This is a genomic window from Streptomyces sp. NPDC002671 (genome assembly GCF_053592475.1).
The window spans coordinates 111,035-127,750 of sequence record NZ_JBSFVU010000004.1 but is presented as its reverse complement, the minus strand read 5'-3'; the positions used below and the strand labels follow the sequence as shown (position 1 = coordinate 127,750).

At 71.6% G+C, this 16,716-nt stretch carries 15 protein-coding genes; 7 read left to right on the top strand and 8 right to left on the bottom strand.

Annotation, left to right across the window (positions count from 1 at the left end):
- Positions 1–33: 33 nt before the first annotated feature.
- Positions 34–834 (bottom strand): sugar phosphate isomerase/epimerase family protein, encoded by an 801-nt coding sequence (locus ACWD35_RS07390; RefSeq protein WP_451350189.1) that lies wholly within the window; start codon positions 832–834, stop codon positions 34–36.
- 81 nt (positions 835–915) lie between these two features.
- Positions 916–1,962 (bottom strand): LacI family DNA-binding transcriptional regulator, encoded by a 1,047-nt coding sequence (locus ACWD35_RS07385; RefSeq protein ID WP_451350188.1) that lies wholly within the window; start codon positions 1,960–1,962, stop codon positions 916–918.
- A 211-nt stretch (positions 1,963–2,173) separates the two neighbouring features.
- Between ACWD35_RS07385 and ACWD35_RS07380 the strand changes: the two genes are divergently transcribed.
- Positions 2,174–2,749 (top strand): hypothetical protein, encoded by a 576-nt coding sequence (locus ACWD35_RS07380; RefSeq protein ID WP_451350187.1) that lies wholly within the window; start codon positions 2,174–2,176, stop codon positions 2,747–2,749.
- Positions 2,750–3,012: 263 nt separating this feature from the next.
- On the opposite strand, the gene ACWD35_RS07375 is transcribed toward ACWD35_RS07380, so the two are convergent.
- Positions 3,013–3,861, bottom strand: coding sequence for an NAD(P)H-binding protein (locus tag ACWD35_RS07375; protein ID WP_451350186.1), 849 nt, complete (start codon positions 3,859–3,861; stop codon positions 3,013–3,015).
- Between the two features lie 91 nt (positions 3,862–3,952).
- Between ACWD35_RS07375 and ACWD35_RS07370 the strand changes: the two genes are divergently transcribed.
- Positions 3,953–4,555: a TetR/AcrR family transcriptional regulator gene (locus tag ACWD35_RS07370; RefSeq protein WP_451350185.1), complete on the top strand. Its 603-nt coding sequence runs from the start codon at positions 3,953–3,955 to the stop codon at positions 4,553–4,555.
- 63 nt (positions 4,556–4,618) lie between these two features.
- Here ACWD35_RS07370 and ACWD35_RS07365 read toward each other — a convergent pair whose 3' ends face one another.
- Positions 4,619–4,984, bottom strand: a complete 366-nt coding sequence (locus tag ACWD35_RS07365) for a hypothetical protein (protein WP_451350184.1) — start codon at positions 4,982–4,984, stop codon at positions 4,619–4,621.
- 74 nt (positions 4,985–5,058) lie between these two features.
- Here ACWD35_RS07365 and recD2 point away from each other — a divergent pair, with 74 nt between their 5' ends.
- Complete coding sequence (recD2, locus tag ACWD35_RS07360; RefSeq protein WP_451350183.1) at positions 5,059–7,335, top strand: SF1B family DNA helicase RecD2; 2,277 nt, start codon at positions 5,059–5,061, stop codon at positions 7,333–7,335.
- Between the two features lie 178 nt (positions 7,336–7,513).
- Complete coding sequence (locus tag ACWD35_RS07355; RefSeq protein ID WP_451350182.1) at positions 7,514–8,803, top strand: citrate synthase; 1,290 nt, start codon at positions 7,514–7,516, stop codon at positions 8,801–8,803.
- 572 nt (positions 8,804–9,375) lie between these two features.
- Here ACWD35_RS07355 and ACWD35_RS07350 read toward each other — a convergent pair.
- The 3 genes from ACWD35_RS07350 to ACWD35_RS07340 all read right to left on the bottom strand — a co-directional run bounded on the left by ACWD35_RS07350 (position 9,376) and on the right by ACWD35_RS07340 (position 13,057).
- Positions 9,376–11,676, bottom strand: a complete 2,301-nt coding sequence (locus ACWD35_RS07350; RefSeq protein ID WP_451350181.1) for a heavy metal translocating P-type ATPase — start codon at positions 11,674–11,676, stop codon at positions 9,376–9,378.
- Between the two features lie 98 nt (positions 11,677–11,774).
- Positions 11,775–12,014 carry a heavy-metal-associated domain-containing protein gene (locus ACWD35_RS07345; protein WP_451350180.1) on the bottom strand — a complete coding sequence of 80 codons (240 nt, stop codon included), beginning with the start codon at positions 12,012–12,014 and terminating at the stop codon, positions 11,775–11,777.
- An 86-nt stretch (positions 12,015–12,100) separates the two neighbouring features.
- Entirely contained in the window at positions 12,101–13,057 is a 957-nt protein-coding gene (locus tag ACWD35_RS07340) for a PrsW family intramembrane metalloprotease (protein ID WP_451350179.1), read from the bottom strand.
- Between the two features lie 119 nt (positions 13,058–13,176).
- Between ACWD35_RS07340 and ACWD35_RS07335 the strand changes: the two genes are divergently transcribed.
- A complete protein-coding gene (locus ACWD35_RS07335; protein WP_451350178.1) occupies positions 13,177–14,220 on the top strand; it encodes a zinc-dependent alcohol dehydrogenase family protein in 1,044 nt (347 codons plus the stop codon).
- 29 nt (positions 14,221–14,249) lie between these two features.
- On the opposite strand, the gene ACWD35_RS07330 is transcribed toward ACWD35_RS07335, so the two are convergent.
- On the bottom strand, positions 14,250–14,450 hold the full coding sequence (locus ACWD35_RS07330; protein ID WP_451350177.1) for a helix-turn-helix transcriptional regulator: 201 nt from the start codon (positions 14,448–14,450) through the stop codon (positions 14,250–14,252).
- Positions 14,451–14,799: 349 nt separating this feature from the next.
- On the opposite strand from ACWD35_RS07330, the gene iolC reads away from it, so the two are divergent.
- Together iolC and ACWD35_RS07320 are read left to right on the top strand one after the other, a co-directional pair.
- Positions 14,800–15,765 (top strand): 5-dehydro-2-deoxygluconokinase, encoded by a 966-nt coding sequence (gene iolC, locus ACWD35_RS07325; protein WP_451350176.1) that lies wholly within the window; start codon positions 14,800–14,802, stop codon positions 15,763–15,765.
- Positions 15,766–15,824: 59 nt separating this feature from the next.
- Positions 15,825–16,709 (top strand): Cgl0159 family (beta/alpha)8-fold protein, encoded by an 885-nt coding sequence (locus tag ACWD35_RS07320; RefSeq protein ID WP_451350427.1) that lies wholly within the window; start codon positions 15,825–15,827, stop codon positions 16,707–16,709.
- Positions 16,710–16,716: the final 7 nt, after the last annotated feature.

The window sequence follows — 16,716 nt, the reverse complement described above, 5'->3', positions numbered from 1 at the left end:
GCGGTCGCTCAGGCCGCGCCTCGCCGTGGTTCCTCAGGCTGCCTCGTCCAGCAGCCGGCCCAGGTGGTGGCGGCCCGCGTCCAGCAGACCCGGCAGCGGGGCGGCGGACTTGTACCAGCGCTTCTCGTACTCCCAGCACAGCCAGCCGTCCCAGCCGTGCCGGCACAGGACGTCCACGCACTCGGTGAGCGGGAGCACGCCCGCGCCGAGCGGCAACGGGGTGGTGTCCTCGGCCGAGGAGATGTCCTTGACCTGCACGTATCCGAGGTGCGGGGCGAGGGCGGCGTAGCTGTCGGCGGGCTGCTCGCCGCCCAGCCAGGTGTGCATGACGTCCCACAGCGCGCCGACCCGCCGGTGGCCGACCGGGCCGAGGACGCGGATCGCGGCGGCGCCGGTGCGGTGCGAGTCGTGGGTCTCCAGCAGGATGCGGACCCCGAGCGCGGTGGCGTCCTCGGCGGCGGTGCCCAGGCGCCGGGCGGCGACGGCGTCGGACTCGGCGAGGGGCCGGCTGGGGTCGGCGCCCGGGAAGACGCGGACGAAGGGGGCGCCCAAGTCGTGGGCCAGCTGGAGGAGTTGGCGGATCTCGTCGAGTACGGCCGCGTCGTCACCCGGCGCGGCGACGCGCGCGTACCCGGCGACGGCCAGCACCTCGACCCCGGCCGCCCGGAACGCGGCGGCCGTCTCGGCCCGCTCGGCGGGGGAGAGGCCGGGGTGCACCGGCTCCTCCGGGTGGGCGCGCAGCTCGACGCCGTGGTAACCGTGCGCGGTGGCGAGCGCCAGGACGTCCGGCACGGGCAGGCCGGGAACACCGAGAGTGGAGAACGCCAGCTTCATACTCCGGACCCTACGCCTCCGCCCCGACGGCGACCGCTCGAAAGGCCCGCAGCCCCCACACCCCCCATGTCCCCATGCCGGCTACGCCCGCGGCACCCCGGTGGACCCCCGCACCATCAGCTCCCCGCGCACGGTGGCGAGGTCCCCCGGCGGCGGCTCCTCGCGGCCCATCGCGATACGGCCGGCCCGCGCCCCCACCTCCGACAGGGGCAGGCGCACCGTCGTGAGGGACGGCACCGCGTCGGCGCTGAACGGAAGATCGTCGAAACCCGCCACCGACACGTCCTCCGGGATCCGCAGCCCCGACTCGCGCAGCGCGGCGCACGCGCCGAGGGCGACGGAGTCGTTCGCGGCCACCACCGCCGTGAGGGACGGGTCCCGGCGCAGGAGCTCCAGCGTGGCCTCGTACCCCGACCGGCGGTCGTAGCGGCCGTGCACGAGCCGGCGAGGGTCGTCCTCGATGCCGGCCGCGGCCAGCGCCGCGCGGTGGCCCTCCAGGCGGTGCCGGGTCGTCGTACGCTCCTCCGGCCCGGCGATGTAGCCGAGGCGCCGGTGGCCGAGGCCGGTCAGGTGCTCGGTCAACTGCCGGGCGCCACCGCGGTTGTCGAAGGTCAGCGCGATCGCCCGGGTGCCCGGCGCCGGCGGGCGCCCGCACAGCACCACCTGGGTCCCGGCGTCCGCCAGCTTGCGCAGCTTCGCCGCCACCGCCGCCGCGTGCGGCGCGTCCTCCATGGCCCCGCCGGTCAGCACCACGGCCGCGGCCCGCTGCCGCTGGAGGAGGGTGAGATACGTCAGCTCGCGCTCCGGCGACCCGCCCGTGTTGCAGACGACCGCCAGGCGTTCGCCGCCCGCCCGGCCGCCCGGCCCGCCTATCTCGGCCTGGATCGCGCTCGCCATGATCCCGAAGAAGGGGTCGGCGATGTCGTTGGCGAGGATGCCGACCAGGTCGGAGGTGGCCGCCGCGAGCGCGCTCGCCGGGCCGTTGAGGACGTAGTCCAGCTCGTCGACGGCCCGCAGCACCCGCTCGCGCGTGGCGGCGGCCACCGGGTAGTTGCCGTTCAGCACGCGCGACACCGTCGCGGGCGAGACCTGGGCGCGGGCCGCCACGTCCGCAAGGGTCACCGTCATGTCGTCCGTCCTCTGGTCGTGCTTTTTGGTCCTCGTAGGCGTACGTCCTGGTAGACAGGCCGCGCGCGGCCACGGTTCCGTGAGGTGCCGAGCAGACCATAAGGCCAACACCCCCGGCTGTTCGCCCCCTCGAACGACTTGACGTGGAACGGACCTTGTCCGTGGCGGAGACGGCTGACCGGTTCGTCGCACACGTGATCCAATAGGGGACATGACCGACACGAGCAGGTCTTTGGGACCGCTGGCGCGACTGGAGGACCGCTGGGCGCTGGGTGACCCCCGCAGGCCGGGCGGCGGTGCCTGGGTGGAGTTCCGCGAGGACGGCCTGTGCGCCCACGCGCGGGACTCCGGCGAGGAGTTCATCCCCTGGACGAGGATCATGCTGGGGTTCCGTGTCGTCGTGGGCGCCAAATACCCCAACAAGGGCGAGAACGTCACCCAGTTCGGCATGCTCGCCGGCCTGCCGGGTCCCTTCAGGGGGCGCGGTGGCGGCTATCTCCACATGACGCTGCGCCATCCCTACGAGGACCACATGGTCTTCTTCGACCGCCACCCCCACTGGTACCCGCTCCCCGACGTCTACTTCCTCGACGCCCTGCTGAAAGACATGGTCGCCAGGGGCGAGATCCACCGACTCGCCGACACCGCCTGGCTCGACGGTGCGGTCGCCCGCGTGCCACCGCTGAAGAAGATGATGACGAAGCGCAGGACGCAGGAGGCGCTGGCCCAGGTGCTGGGAAACTCAGGCGTCGCCGATCCTTCCCTCCCTGACGGCGGCCACGAATGACGCACGTCGCCGCGTGACGAGGTGCCCGCAGAAATTCATGGGAGGGGTGCGCAACCCATCCGCTTCAATGCCTGTCATACCAGTCGTCAGAGCTTCCGGAGGGGGAGACCCGGGGGAGATCGGGGGGAGACCACGGAGTTCTGACAGGGGGACACGGGGGATAAGCCGAGGGGGTACGGTCAACCGACCGGCCCCCTCGAAGCTTTGCCCGAACCGTACTGCCGCTGAAGCCTGCCACGTTCTCCGACTCGGTAGGTCAGGTCTTACCGGAAGGCGGGCAGGTTCCGCGCGACCCACTCGCCGAAGGGCCGGGCCGGGCGGCCGAGGACGTTCTCCACGTCAGGGCTGACCACCTGCTCGGCCGGCAGCGGGATGCCGAGGATGTCCAGGGTGCCGTCGATGACCTCCTCGGGCATGAACTGCGCCATGTGGGCGTGGGCCTGCTCGCGCGACAGCTCCACGAAGGCGACGTCCTCGCCCAGGGCCTGGGAGATCACGGCAGCCTGCTCGCGCGGGCTGATGGCAGCGGGCCCGGTCAGTTCGTACGTGCGCCCCGCGTGCCCGCCCTCGCGCAGTGCGGCTGCGGCGACCGCGGCGATGTCGGCCGGGTCGACGACGGGCAGGGCCACATAGCCGAACGGCGCGAAGACGGTGCGCTGGGTGCGGACCGGCTCGGCCCAGGCGAAGGCGTTGGAGGCGAATCCGCCCGGGCGCAGGATCGTGAAGTCCGCTCCGGACGCGCGTACGGCGGCCTCGAACGCGCGCAGGCGGGTGTGTGAAGGGGCCTCGGGGCGGGTGGAGTTGATCTGGGAGGAGAGCAGGACGATCCGCTTGACCCCGGCGTCCACGGCCGCGTCGAGCAGGGCGTCCGGGCGCTCGCCGTGGCCGTTGAGTTCGCCGCCCAGCAGGATGAAGAAGGCGTCGGCGCCGTCGAGGACCGGCCGCATGCCCGCGGCGTTCCCGACATCGGCCTGGGCGTGCCGCACGCCGGCCGGGAGCCCTTCGGTGGGCTGCGGGCGCCGCGAGACGGCCACGACGTCCTCGCCGGCCCCGGCGAGCAGGGGCACCAGGGTCCGTCCGATGTTGCCGGTAGCGCCGGTCACCACGATCATTTTGATTTCCCCCAAGTTAGTTAGTTGGCTGACTTACTCGCGTGGAAGGACCGTAGCACGCCCTTCCCGGGGGTTGTCTATAGTTAGTTGGGTGACTGACTCAGTGAAGCCGCGAGTGCGAGCGACCGACAAGCGCAGGCGACTGACGGCCGCCGCGGCCCGGGTCCTGCACGAGCAGGGCGTCGAGCGCACCACCCTCGCGGACATCGCGCGCGCGGCCGACGTCCCCGTCGGGAACGTCTACTACTACTTCAAGACCAAGGACGACCTGGTCCTCGCCGCGCTCTCCGAGCACAGCGCACACCTGGACGAACTCACTGGCCACCTGGACGAGTTGGCCGACCCGCGCGACCGCCTCAAGGCCCTGATCGAAGCCTGGGTCGACCAGCGCGAGGTCGCCGCCCGCCACGGCTGCCCCACCGGCACCCTGGCCGTCGAGCTCGACAAACGCGCCGACGGCACCCTCGACGCGGAGGCCGGCACGGTCATCCGGCGCCTGCTGGACTGGACCGCACACCAGTTCCGCGCCCTGTCCCTGCCCGACCCGGACGACCTCGCCGTCACCCTCGTCGCCGCCTACCAGGGCATGTCCCTCCTGGCCAACGCCCTGCGCGACCCGGACATCATGACCCGCGAGGGCGCGCGTCTCCTCCGGTGGCTCGACTCCTTGCAGGCCCCGGACCGGACGGCCTGACCCGGCGACCACGTGGCCGCAAGCCCTGACCAGGGCCGCCCCGAGGCCTGTCCCGCCTGCCCGTCAGAGCCACTTGACGGCGGCCACCGCGATCAGCGCGGCGACGGCGCCGAGTCCGCCGACGATCGCGGCGCCTATGGCGATCTTCACGCTGGCGGGCTGTATCTCCCGCCGGCCCAGCTCCCCGGCCACGCCCCGGATCAGGCGGTGCCCCTCGGCGGACGAGAAGTGATCGACACGCTCCGGCCGATGGACGCCGCCTTCCCCAGCCGCACACCGGCCAGGCCCGCCGAGTAACTCGACCGTGCGGACGACATCCGTGATCGAGAAGGCCTTCTTCTCCGGGCGCATGACGACGCGGTACGTGACCACCTCGCTGGTCCGGTGACGGGTCGACAGCTCCTGCCACTGCGGGACGTCGACGTCCACCGTCAGTACCGTGCCGGGCCACCAGCCGCCCCGAGCCGGTCCGGACTGTCAGTCGGCGCCGGTACCGTCGGATCATGGTGCAACAGGCGGGGAATCCCACGGGCGAGCGGCGAGCGGCCGTACTCGAAGGCGTGCTCGAACGCATCACGTACGCCAACGAGGAGAACGGCTACACGGTCGCCCGGGTCGACACCGGAAGAGGCGCCGGCGACCTCCTCACGGTCGTCGGCGCGCTGCTCGGTGCCCAGGTGGGGGAGTCCCTGCGCATGGAGGGCCGCTGGGGCTCGCACCCTCAGTACGGCAAGCAGTTCCACGTCGAGAACTACACGACCCTCCTGCCCGCCACCGTCCAGGGCATCCGGCGCTACCTCGGCTCCGGCCTGGTCAAGGGCATCGGGCCCGTCTTCGCCGACCGCATCACCCAGCACTTCGGGCTGGACACGCTCAGGATCATCGAGGAGGAGCCCAAGCGGCTCATCGAGGTGCCGGGGCTCGGGCCGAAGCGGACGCGGAAGATCGCCGACGCCTGGGAGGAGCAGAAGGCGATCAAGGAGGTCATGCTCTTCCTCCAGACCGTCGAGGTGTCGACGTCCATCGCCGTGCGGATCTACAAGAAGTACGGGGACGCGTCGATCTCCGTCGTCAAAGAGCACCCCTACCGCCTCGCCGCCGACGTCTGGGGCATCGGCTTCCTCACCGCCGACAAGATCGCCCAGTCGGTCGGCATCCCGCACGACAGCCCGGAGCGGGTCAAGGCCGGACTGCAGTACGCCCTGTCCCAGTCCGCCGACCAGGGGCACTGCTTTCTGCCGGAGGAGCGGCTCATCGCCGACGCCGTCAAACTCCTTCAGGTCGACACCGGGCTGGTCATCGAGTGCCTCGCCGAGCTGGCCGAGCCGGGGGAGGACGGCGAGGAGCCGGGCGTCGTACGGGAGAAGGTGCCGGGTCCCGAGGGTGACTCCGAGCCCGTCACCGCCGTGTACCTCGTGCCCTTCCACCGTGCCGAACTGTCCCTCTCCGCCCAGCTGCTGCGCCTGCTGCGGACCGGGGAGGACCGGATGCCGGGCTTCCGGGACGTGGACTGGGGCAAGGCGCTCGGCTGGCTGCGCTCCCGTACCGGCGCCGAGCTGGCCCCCGAGCAGGAGGCCGCCGTCAAGCTCGCGCTGACTGAGAAGGTCGCCGTGCTCACCGGCGGTCCCGGCTGCGGCAAGTCCTTCACGGTCCGCTCGATCGTGGAGCTGGCCCGTGCCAGGAACGCCACCGTGCTGCTCGCCGCGCCCACCGGCCGTGCCGCCAAGCGGCTGGCCGAGCTGACCGGCGCCGAGGCCTCCACCGTGCACCGGCTGCTGGAGCTGAAACCGGGAGGCGAGGCGGCGTACGACCGGGACCGGCCGCTGGAGGCAGACCTCGTGGTCGTCGACGAGGCCTCCATGCTGGACCTGCTGCTCGCCAACAAGCTGGTCAAGGCCGTGCCGCAGGGGGCCCATCTGCTGTTCGTCGGGGACGTGGACCAGCTGCCCAGCGTGGGTGCGGGGGAGGTCCTCCGCGATCTCCTCGCCGACGGCGGCCCGATCCCGGCCGTCCGGCTCACCCAGGTCTTCCGGCAGGCCCAGCAGTCCGGCGTCGTCACCAACGCGCACCGCATCAACGCCGGGCAGCATCCGCTCACCGACGGGCTGAAGGACTTCTTCCTCTTCGTCGAGGACGACACCGAGGAGGCCGGCCGGCTCACGGTGGACGTGGCCGCCCGGCGGATTCCGGCCAAGTTCGGGCTCGATCCGCGCCGGGACGTCCAGGTGCTCGCGCCCATGCACCGCGGCCCGGCCGGCGCCGGCACCCTCAACGGACTGCTCCAGCAGGCCATCACGCCGGGCCGGCCCGAGCTGCCGGAGAAGCGGTTCGGCGGCCGGGTCTTCCGGGTCGGCGACAAGGTGACGCAGATTCGCAACAATTACGACAAAGGGCAGAACGGTGTCTTCAACGGCACCGTGGGCGTCGTCACCTCGCTCGATCCGGTCGAGCAGCGTCTGACGGTGCTGACGGACGAGGACGAGGAGGTTCCGTACGAATTCGACGAACTGGACGAACTCGCCCACGCCTACGCGGTGACCATCCACCGTTCACAGGGAAGTGAATATCCCGCCGTGGTGATCCCCGTCACCACGGGAGCATGGATGATGCTTCAGCGGAACCTGCTGTACACCGCGGTGACCCGGGCCAAACGGCTGGTTGTCCTCGTCGGTTCACGCAAGGCGATCGGCCAGGCGGTGCGCACGGTGTCGGCCGGACGGCGCTGTACGGCACTGGACTTCAGACTCATCACGAAAAATGATCGATCAAATGAGTCATGAAGGTCACAGAGCCCTTCCAGATAGGGAGACAACGGGGCAGGATGAGCAGGTTGGCGGCACTGAGTGCCGCCAATAGGCCCAATGGTCGACCCCGAGTGCACTCTCCTGAGCCAAATGGGGGATGGTAGAGACAGTCAGGGCACCTCGAAGATGAGGCACTACGTCGGTGAGGGAAGACGTGAGCGACAACTCTGTAGTACTGCGGTACGGCGACGGCGAGTACACCTACCCGGTGGTCGACAGCACGGTCGGTGACAAGGGCTTCGACATCGGGAAGCTCCGCGCCCAGACCGGTCTGGTGACCCTGGACAGCGGGTACGGCAACACCGCCGCCTATAAATCCTCGGTCACCTACCTCGACGGCGAGGCGGGCATCCTCCGCTACCGCGGCTACCCCATCGAGCAGCTGGCCGAGCGCTCCACCTTCCTTGAGGTGGCGTACCTGCTGATCAACGGTGAGCTGCCGACCGTCGACGAGCTGACGACGTTCAAGGACGAGATCACGCGGCACACCCTGCTGCACGAGGACGTCAAGAACTTCTACAAGGGCTTCCCGCGCGACGCCCACCCGATGGCCATGCTGTCCTCGGTCGTCTCCGCGCTGTCCACGTTCTACCAGGACAGCCACAACCCGCACGACGAGCGCCAGCGCAACCTCTCCACGATCCGCCTGCTCGCCAAGCTTCCGACGATTGCGGCGTACGCGTACAAGAAGTCGATCGGTCACCCGTTCGTCTACCCGCGCAACGACCTCGGCTACGTCGAGAACTTCCTGCGCATGACCTTCTCGGTGCCGGCGCAGGAGTTCGAGCTGGACCCGGTCGTCGTCGCCGCGCTGGACAAGCTGCTGATCCTGCACGCCGACCACGAGCAGAACTGCTCGACCTCCACGGTCCGCCTGGTCGGCTCCTCGCAGGCCAACATGTTCGCCTCGATCTCGGCCGGCATCAGCGCGCTGTGGGGCCCCCTGCACGGTGGCGCCAACCAGTCGGTGCTGGAGATGCTGGAAGGCATCCAGGCCAACGGCGGCGACGTCGACTCCTTCATCAACAAGGTGAAGAACAAGGAGGACGGCGTCCGTCTGATGGGCTTCGGCCACCGGGTCTACAAGAGCTTCGACCCGCGCGCCAAGATCATCAAGGCCGCCGCGCACGACGTCCTCTCCGCGCTCGGCAAGTCCGACGAGCTGCTGGACATCGCGCTGAAGCTGGAGGAGCACGCGCTCTCCGACGACTACTTCGTCTCGCGCAACCTCTACCCGAACGTCGACTTCTACACCGGCCTGATCTACCGCGCCATGGGCTTCCCGACCGAGATGTTCACGGTCCTGTTCGCCCTCGGCCGTCTGCCGGGCTGGATCGCCCAGTGGACCGAGATGATCAAGGAGCCGGGTTCGCGCATCGGCCGCCCGCGCCAGATCTACACGGGTGTTGTCGAGCGCGACTTCGTGCCGGTCGAGGCCCGCTGACACCTGCCGGTGGGGGTGCCGATTCTTTGGCGCCCCGCATTGCCTGGCAGAGGAGCGAAACGAGCAGAAGGCGCCCTGAAACGCCGGTCCCCCCACGGGCCGACGGTCAGGGCGCCTTCCCGTGTCCCGGTGCGGATTCCCCCCACGGGATCCGGCCGGGCGCTCGGAGAAGACAGCGCCTGAATCGCTGTCCGAGCACAGCGAGCTGACCCGCTGGGCTCCAGTGATGCGGTGCGATCTGCCGGGACAGCGCACGCAGGGAGGGCCGCTCAAAGCTTCCCGGTGTACGTGCCCCGGCAACGCAACTCTGAGGAAGTCCCCCAAGACAACCTCAGATGGCGGTTGGGCGCCCCCCAAGACGCCTAACCGACATCGCCAACTTAGACCGTCGAACCCCTTCGATGGTTACGTTCGCTTCACTGTGATGTGCGTCTCTTGCATATGTCCCTTAAGTGCGCAAGAGCCCCGATACGACAATCGGAGCCCAAGCGTAGAGACGATGCGAGAGCCTTGTGAAGAGCTTATGTGAGCCGAGGGCAGGACTCTAGGGGGACTCCCACTTCGGCGCGGTATCAGCGGAAGCGGCGCAGCCGCAGGCTGTTGGTCACCACGAACACCGAGGAGAAGGCCATCGCCGCGCCCGCGATCATCGGGTTCAGCAGCCCCGCCGCGGCCAGCGGCAGGGCGGCCACGTTGTAGCCGAAGGCCCACACCAGGTTGCCCTTGATGGTCGCGAGGGTGCGCCGGGAGAGCCGGATGGCGTCGGCGGCCACCCTCAGGTCGCCGCGCACGAGGGTCAGGTCGCCCGCCTCGATCGCGGCGTCCGTGCCGGTGCCCATCGCGAGGCCCAGGTCGGCGGTGGCGAGCGCTGCCGCGTCGTTGACGCCGTCGCCGACCATGGCCACGGTCCGCCCCTCGCGCTGCAGCCGCCGTACGACCTCCACCTTGTCCTCGGGCAGCACCTCGGCGATCACCTCGTCGATGCCGACCACCTGCGCGACCGCCTCGGCGACCGTCCGGTTGTCCCCGGTGAGCAGCACCGGCGTGAGCCCGAGGGCGCGCAGCTCGCGCACCGCCTCCGCGCTGGTCTCCTTGACCGCGTCGGCGACGGCCAGCACCCCGCGGGCCCGGCCGTCCCAGCCCACCAGGACGGCCGTACGACCGCTGCTCTCGGCCTTTTCCTGGGCTCGTGCCAAGTCGTCCGGCAGGCTCTCGAAGAGGCGTCCCACGGCCACCTCACGGCCCTTCACGCGCCCGCGCACGCCCCGCCCGGGCACGTTCTCGAAGTGCTCGACCGGCGGCAGTGCGCCGATCCGCTCCTCGGCGCCGACGGCGACCGCGCGGGCGACCGGGTGCTCGGAGGCGTGCTCCAGGGCGCCCGCGAGCCGCAGCACCTCCTCCTCGGCCTCGCCCTCGGCGACGTAGACCTCCTGGAGGGTCATCCGGCCGCTGGTGACCGTGCCGGTCTTGTCGAGGACGACCGTGTCGACGCGGCGCGTGGACTCCAGGACCTCGGGGCCCTTGATGAGGATGCCGAGCTGTGCGCCCCGGCCGGTGCCGACCATCAGCGCGGTCGGGGTGGCCAGGCCCAGGGCGCAGGGGCAGGCGATGATCAGGACGGCGACGGCGGCCGTGAACGCCGCGACGGTGTCCCCGGTGACGGCCAGCCAGACGCCGAACGTGCCGAGCGCGATCAGGATGACCACGGGCACGAACACCGCGGAGATCCGGTCGGCGAGCCGCTGCACCTCGGCCTTGCCGGTCTGCGCGTCCTCGACCAGCTTCGCCATCCGGGCCAGCTGGGTGTCGGCGCCGACCCGGGTGGCCTCGACCACCAGCCGGCCGCCCGCGTTGACGGTCGCGCCGGTGACCGTGTCGCCCGGAGCGACGTCCACCGGCACCGACTCGCCGGTCAGCATGGACGCGTCCACCGCGGAGAGGCCCTCCACGACGGTGCCGTCGGTGGCGATCTTCTCGCCGGGCCGTACGACGAACCGGTCGCCGACGGACAGGGAGGCCACCGGGACGCGCACCTCACGCCCGCCCACCCGTCTCCCACCACCGCCCTCAACCGAGAGCGCTTCGCGCTCGCCCTCCTCGTATCGGAGTACGGCGACGTCCTTGGCGCCCAGTTCCATCAGGGCCCGCAGTGCCGCTCCCGCGCGCCGCTTGGCGCGGGCCTCCAGGAAGCGGCCGAGCAGGATCAGCGCGACGACTCCGGCGGCCACCTCCAGGTAGATCGTGGAGGTGCCGTCCATCCGGGAGACGGTGAAGCGGAAGTCGTCGTGCATACCGGTCGTGCCCGCGTCGCCGAAGAACAGGGCCCACAGCGACCAGCCGAACGCGGCCAGCGTGCCGACCGAGACCAGGGTGTCCATGGTGGCGGCACCGTGCCGGGCGTTGGTCCAGGCGGCCCGGTGGAAGGGCCGGCCGCCCCAGACGACGACCGGCGCGGCGAGCGTGAGCGAGAGCCACTGCCAGTTGTCGAACTGGAGGGAGGGGACCATGGCGAGCAGCACGACGGGCGCCGCGAGCAGCGCGGAGACGAGCAGGCGGTGCCGCAGGGCGCCCAGTTCGGCGTCCTGTTCCGCCGCTTCGGAGGTCTCTCCGGGTTCGGGCTCCGGGGGTGCGGGCTCCTCGGCGGTGTAGCCGGTCTTCACCACGGTGGCGATGAGGTCGGCGACCTGGACGCCCTCGGCGAAGGTGACCTTCGCCTTCTCGGTGGCGTAGTTCACCGTGGCGCTGACGCCGTCCATCCGGTTGAGCTTCTTCTCCACCCGGGCGGCGCAGGAGGCGCACGTCATCCCGCCGATGAGCAGCTCCACCTCGGAGCCGCCGGGGGCTATGGGGGTCTGCGTGCTGGCGCTGGTCATTTACCGGACTCCATGCATCGGACCGGACCGTGAGGATCCAGTATCAGCTGGTCGGCTGCTGCTGGTCCGTACGGCCCGGTCGCGGAAGGGGTGTGCTGTCAGGCCTTGCCGGCCAGCTCGTAACCGGCCTCGTCGACCGCGGTGCGGACGGCTACCTCGTCCAGTGGGGCGGCGGAGACGACGGTCACCTCGCCGGTGGCCGCGACGGCCTTGACCGAGCTGACGCCGGGGATCTGGGAGATCTCGCCGGAGACGGAGCCCTCGCAGTGGCCACAGCTCATGCCGGTCACCTTGTAGACGGTGGTGACGGGGCCCTGGGTGTCGGTCTGGGCGCTCATGTCGTTACTCCTCGTGGAGACATATGTGGACGCATAGGGTGTCAATGGGGTTCGCGGGTGAACCTCATGGCCATGACTCTATACCCCTAGGGGGTATTTCTCCAAGGGGGGTCGGGGTGTCGTGGGCCCATTGAGCGCAGCCACGCGATGCCGGCCAGCGTGACCAGGGCCGCGAGCCCCACCGAGAACAGCGTGAACAGGTGCTCCTGCGTGGCGCCCGGCCGGGGGAGGTACCCCTGCGCGAACAGCTGCCGGTCCAGCCCGGCGCCGGCCAGCCGGGCCGCCAGCCAGATCGCGAGACCGTGCGTGGAGTCCCACAGGGCGTGCAGCACGGAGACGCCCAGGCAGGCGCCGACGACCGGGCCGGTGAGCCGGAACTGCCCTTTCGGGCGGCGGAAGGAGAGCAGGACCCCGCCCGCGATCGCCGTCCACAGGCCGTGCCCGAAGGGCGCGAGCACCCCGCGCAGGAGCTCTGTCTCCAGCAGCGTCCGCAGGTCGACGCCGACCGGGGACACGGCCGCGTCGAAGGCGTACCCGGCGCTCTCCAGGGCCGCGTAGCCGAGGCCGACGACGGCGCCGAGCACCAGCCCGGCCCGCGTCCCGCGGATCCCCGGCTGCCGGCGCAGCACGAACACCAGCGCGCCGAGCTTCGCCGCCTCCTCGGTCGGCCCGACCCCGGCGAACATCCAGAGAGAGGGGCGCAGCAGATACGACTCCATCAACGAGGCGCCCAGCACCCCGAGCACGCCACCGGCCAGGAAACAGCCGAGGACCGCGCTGACGCCCAGGTCCCGGCCGTGCCGCTCGTACGCCCACAGCACGAAGACGACGGGCACCAGGAAGCTGCCGAGCAGGATCAGGGTCGGCAGCACGGCGGTGTTCCGGGTCGCGTACGCCACCACCGCGGTCAGCGCCCACAGCGCGAGCCCGCCGCCCAGGCAGCGCCGCCACAGGCCCGCGCCGATGCGCGGGTACGGCGGCGGGGGCTGCTGCGGGCCGGGAATGCGGGCCCGGGGTGTGCCGGGCGGCGGAGAGTGGGTCACGACGGGGTCCCCTTGTGCTCCTGCTTGCACCTCTTGTCCGCACCCTAAGCAGACGCGCTCCATGCCGCAGGCGCCCGCACCCGTTCCGGTGGTGCGGGCGGAGTGAAAGGGTGAGCCGCATGAGAGCCGTGGTGTTCGAGGAGTACGGAAAGCCGGCCCGGGTGCGGGAGGTGCCGGACCCGGAGCCCGCGGAGCACGGGGTCGTGGTGCGGGTCGAGGCGACCGGGCTGTGCCGCAGCGACTGGCACGGCTGGATGGGCCACGACCCGGACATCGTCCTGCCGCACGTGCCCGGTCATGAACTCGCCGGAGTGGTGGAGGCGGTGGGCACCCGCGTCACCGGTCGGCGGCCCGGCGACCGGGTCACCGTGCCGTTCGTCTGCGCCTGCGGGACCTGCCCGTCCTGCGCTGCCGGCGACCAGCAGGTGTGCGAGCGGCAGACCCAGCCCGGCTTCCACCACTGGGGCTCCTTCGCCCAGTACGTGGCGCTCGACCACGCCGACGTCAACCTGGTGGCCGTACCGGACGGGATGGCGTACGCCACGGCGGCGGCTCTCGGCTGCCGGTTCGCCACCGCCTTCCGCGCGGTGGTGCAGCAGGGCCGGGTGGCGGCCGGGGAGTGGGTCGCGGTGCACGGGTGCGGCGGGGTCGGACTGTCGGCGGTGATGATCGCGGCGGCCTCCGGCGCCCGGGTGGTCGCCGTCGACCTCGCGCCCCGAGCCCTGGAGCTGGCACGGCAGTTCGGCGCCGCCGAGTGCGTGGACGCGGCCCGGGTCACCGACACCGCCGAGGCCGTGCGGGAGCTGACCGGCGGCGGCGCCCACCTCTCCCTGGACGCCCTCGGCTCGCCCGCCACCTGCGCGGCCTCGGTCGACTCCCTGCGCCCGCGCGGCCGGCACGTCCAGGTCGGCCTGCTGCCCTCACCGGACGGCAGGACCCCCGTCCCCATGGCCCGCGCCATCGCCCTGGAACTCGAACTCCTCGGCAGCCACGGCATGGCCGCGCACGCCTACCCCGGCATGCTCCGGCTGGTCCGCTCCGGCGCCGTGCGCCCCGACCTGCTGGTGACGTCGTCCATATCCCTCGACGCGGCCCCGGCGGCCCTCGCCGCGATGGGTACGGCACCGGGGGCCGGCGTCACGGTCATCGAGCCCTGGAGCTGACGCCCCCCGGCCCCGCCTCCGCGGCCCCGTCAGCCGTCTCTGCGCCCACGGTTGCCGGGCCGGGAGGCGACCCAGGCGCGCACGGTGTCGGCGTACCAGTAGGGCTTGCCGCCCTCCACGTGGTCGGGCGGAGGCAGCAGCCCGTGCTTGCGGTAGGACCGTACGGTGTCCGGCTGCACGCTGATGTGCGCCGCGATCTCTTTGTAGGACCAGAGCCTGCGGTCGGTCATGAGTCGCACCTCCCTGCGCGCGCCGCGGCGGCGGCCGGGGGCGGCCGTCGGGGGAGCCGGGCGCTGCGCCGGCGATCACCAAGCCTGTGCCCGGTGAACGGCGCACGGTGACCGGTGGGAAGCAGCTGTTGACCGGGTGTGACGGATAACCCGCATAGGCGCGACATGTGTGACACGAACGGGGCGTTTGTGACACGTCTGCCGCAAAGTGACCGTTTATATGCCCGGGTCGTCTGGGAATCGCACGGCCGTCTGGTCCGAATGTCCGGACAAAATATTGACAGGCTTCTGCGTACGGGACTACAAAGCCGGGGAGAGCCATGGGGAGAGCCATGACGAAGGGAAGCCGATGGCCTACGACCTGATCACGATGGGGCGGATCGGAGTGGACCTCTACCCCCTGCAGACCGGCGTCCCGCTCGCCCAGGTGTCGTCCTTCGGCAAGTTCCTCGGCGGGTCGGCGACGAACGTCGCGGTCGCCGCGGCCCGGCTCGGCCGGCGCACCGCCGTGATCACCCGCACCGGCGACGACCCGTTCGGCACCTACCTCCACGAGGCCCTGCGCGGCTTCGGCGTGGACGACCGCTGGGTCACGCCGGTGCCCGGACTGCCTACCCCGGTCACGTTCTGCGAGGTGTTCCCGCCGGACGACTTCCCGCTCTACTTCTACCGGCAGCCCAAGGCGCCCGACCTGGAGATCGAGGCCCACGACCTGGACCTGGACGCCATCCGCGAGGCCCGCGTCTTCTGGGTCACCGGCACCGGCCTGAGCGAGGAGCCCAGCCGTACGGCGACCCTCGCGGCCCTCGCCCACCGGGCCGGGTCCGGCATCACCGTCTTCGACCTCGACTGGCGGCCCGCTCTCTGGAACAACCCGGCCTGGAGGGACCCGGACGCCGCCCGCCCCTTCTACGCCGAGGCCCTGCGCCACGCCACGGTCGCCGTCGGCAACCTGGACGAGGTGGAGGTCGCCACCGGGCTGCGCGAGCCGCACGCCGCCGCCCGCGCGCTCCTGGACGCCGGGGCCGAGACCGCCGTCGTCAAGCAGGGACCGAAGGGCGTGCTCGCCGTGAACCGGGCGGGCGAGTCCGCCGAGGTCCCGCCGCTGCCCGTCACCGTCCTCAACGGACTCGGCGCCGGGGACGCCTTCGGCGGCTCCCTCTGCCACGGCCTCCTCGCGGGCTGGGACCTGGAGACGACCATGCGGCACGCCAACGCGGCCGGCGCCATCGTCGCCTCCCGCCTGGAGTGCTCCTCCGCGATGCCCACCCCCGACGAGGTGGCCGCCGCGCTCGACGCCGGAGCGGTGCTGTGAGGGCGGGCAGGGTGACAGGCACCCACCGCGAGGGCGGGGACGGCAGCCGGCAGGCCCGCGTGGACGTCTCCGCGCTGGTCCACACCCGCACCCACCACCCCGAGGCGATCGCCGAGGCCGCCACCCGCCGGGCCCGGCGCCCGCTGCTGCACGAGAACGGCCGGCTGATGATCGTCGCCGCCGACCACCCCGCCCGCGGCGCCCTCGGCGTGGGTGACCGCAAGCTCGCCATGGCCAACCGCGCCGACCTCCTCGAACGCCTCTGCATCGCGCTGTCGAGGCCCGGCGTCGACGGCGTCCTCGCCACCGCCGACATCCTCGACGACCTGCTGCTGCTCGGCGTCCTCGACCACAAGGTCGTCATGGGCTCGATGAACCGCGGCGGCCTCCAGGGCGCGAGCTTCGAGCTGGACGACCGGTTCACCGGCCACCGCCCCGAGGACCTCGAGCGCCTCGGCTTCGACGCCGGCAAGCTGCTGCTGCGCATCGACTACGACGACCCGGGCTCGCTGACCACCCTGGAGTCCGCCGCCCGTGCCGTCGACGACATGGCCGCGCGCCGGCTGCCGGTCTTCGTGGAGCCGTTCCTCAGCCACCGCACCCCCAAGGGGAAGCTGCGGAACGACCTGTCCGCCGAGGCGGTCACCAAGGCCATCGCCATCGCCTCCGGCCTCGGCGGCACCTCCGCCTACACCTGGCTGAAGGTGCCGGTCACCGACAACCCCGACGACATGGTCCGGGTCATGGAGACCTCGACCCTGCCCGCCGTGCTGCTCGGCGGAGACATCGGCGACTCGCCCGAGGACCAGGTCGCCGCCTTCGAGAAATGGCGCGGCGCGCTCCAACTCCCCACCGTGCGCGGCCTGGTGGCCGGCCGCTCGCTGCTGTATCCGGCGGACGGCGATGTGGCCGCCGCCGTGGACACCGCCGTAGGACTGCTGTGAGGGGGCC

Excerpts from the sequence above, each read along its gene's own strand:
- ACWD35_RS07390 (WP_451350189.1), bottom strand. The coding sequence starts at position 834 with ATGAAGCTGGCGTTCTCCACTCTCGGTGTTCCCGGCCTGCCCGTGCCG.
- ACWD35_RS07385 (WP_451350188.1), bottom strand. The coding sequence starts at position 1,962 with ATGACGGTGACCCTTGCGGACGTGGCGGCCCGCGCCCAGGTCTCGCCC.
- ACWD35_RS07380 (WP_451350187.1), top strand. The coding sequence starts at position 2,174 with ATGACCGACACGAGCAGGTCTTTGGGACCGCTGGCGCGACTGGAGGAC.
- ACWD35_RS07375 (WP_451350186.1), bottom strand. The coding sequence starts at position 3,861 with ATGATCGTGGTGACCGGCGCTACCGGCAACATCGGACGGACCCTGGTG.
- recD2 (WP_451350183.1), top strand. The coding sequence starts at position 5,059 with ATGGTGCAACAGGCGGGGAATCCCACGGGCGAGCGGCGAGCGGCCGTA.
- ACWD35_RS07350 (WP_451350181.1), bottom strand. The coding sequence starts at position 11,676 with ATGACCAGCGCCAGCACGCAGACCCCCATAGCCCCCGGCGGCTCCGAG.
- ACWD35_RS07345 (WP_451350180.1), bottom strand. The coding sequence starts at position 12,014 with ATGAGCGCCCAGACCGACACCCAGGGCCCCGTCACCACCGTCTACAAG.
- ACWD35_RS07335 (WP_451350178.1), top strand. The coding sequence starts at position 13,177 with ATGAGAGCCGTGGTGTTCGAGGAGTACGGAAAGCCGGCCCGGGTGCGG.
- ACWD35_RS07330 (WP_451350177.1), bottom strand. The coding sequence starts at position 14,450 with ATGACCGACCGCAGGCTCTGGTCCTACAAAGAGATCGCGGCGCACATC.
- iolC (WP_451350176.1), top strand. The coding sequence starts at position 14,800 with ATGGCCTACGACCTGATCACGATGGGGCGGATCGGAGTGGACCTCTAC.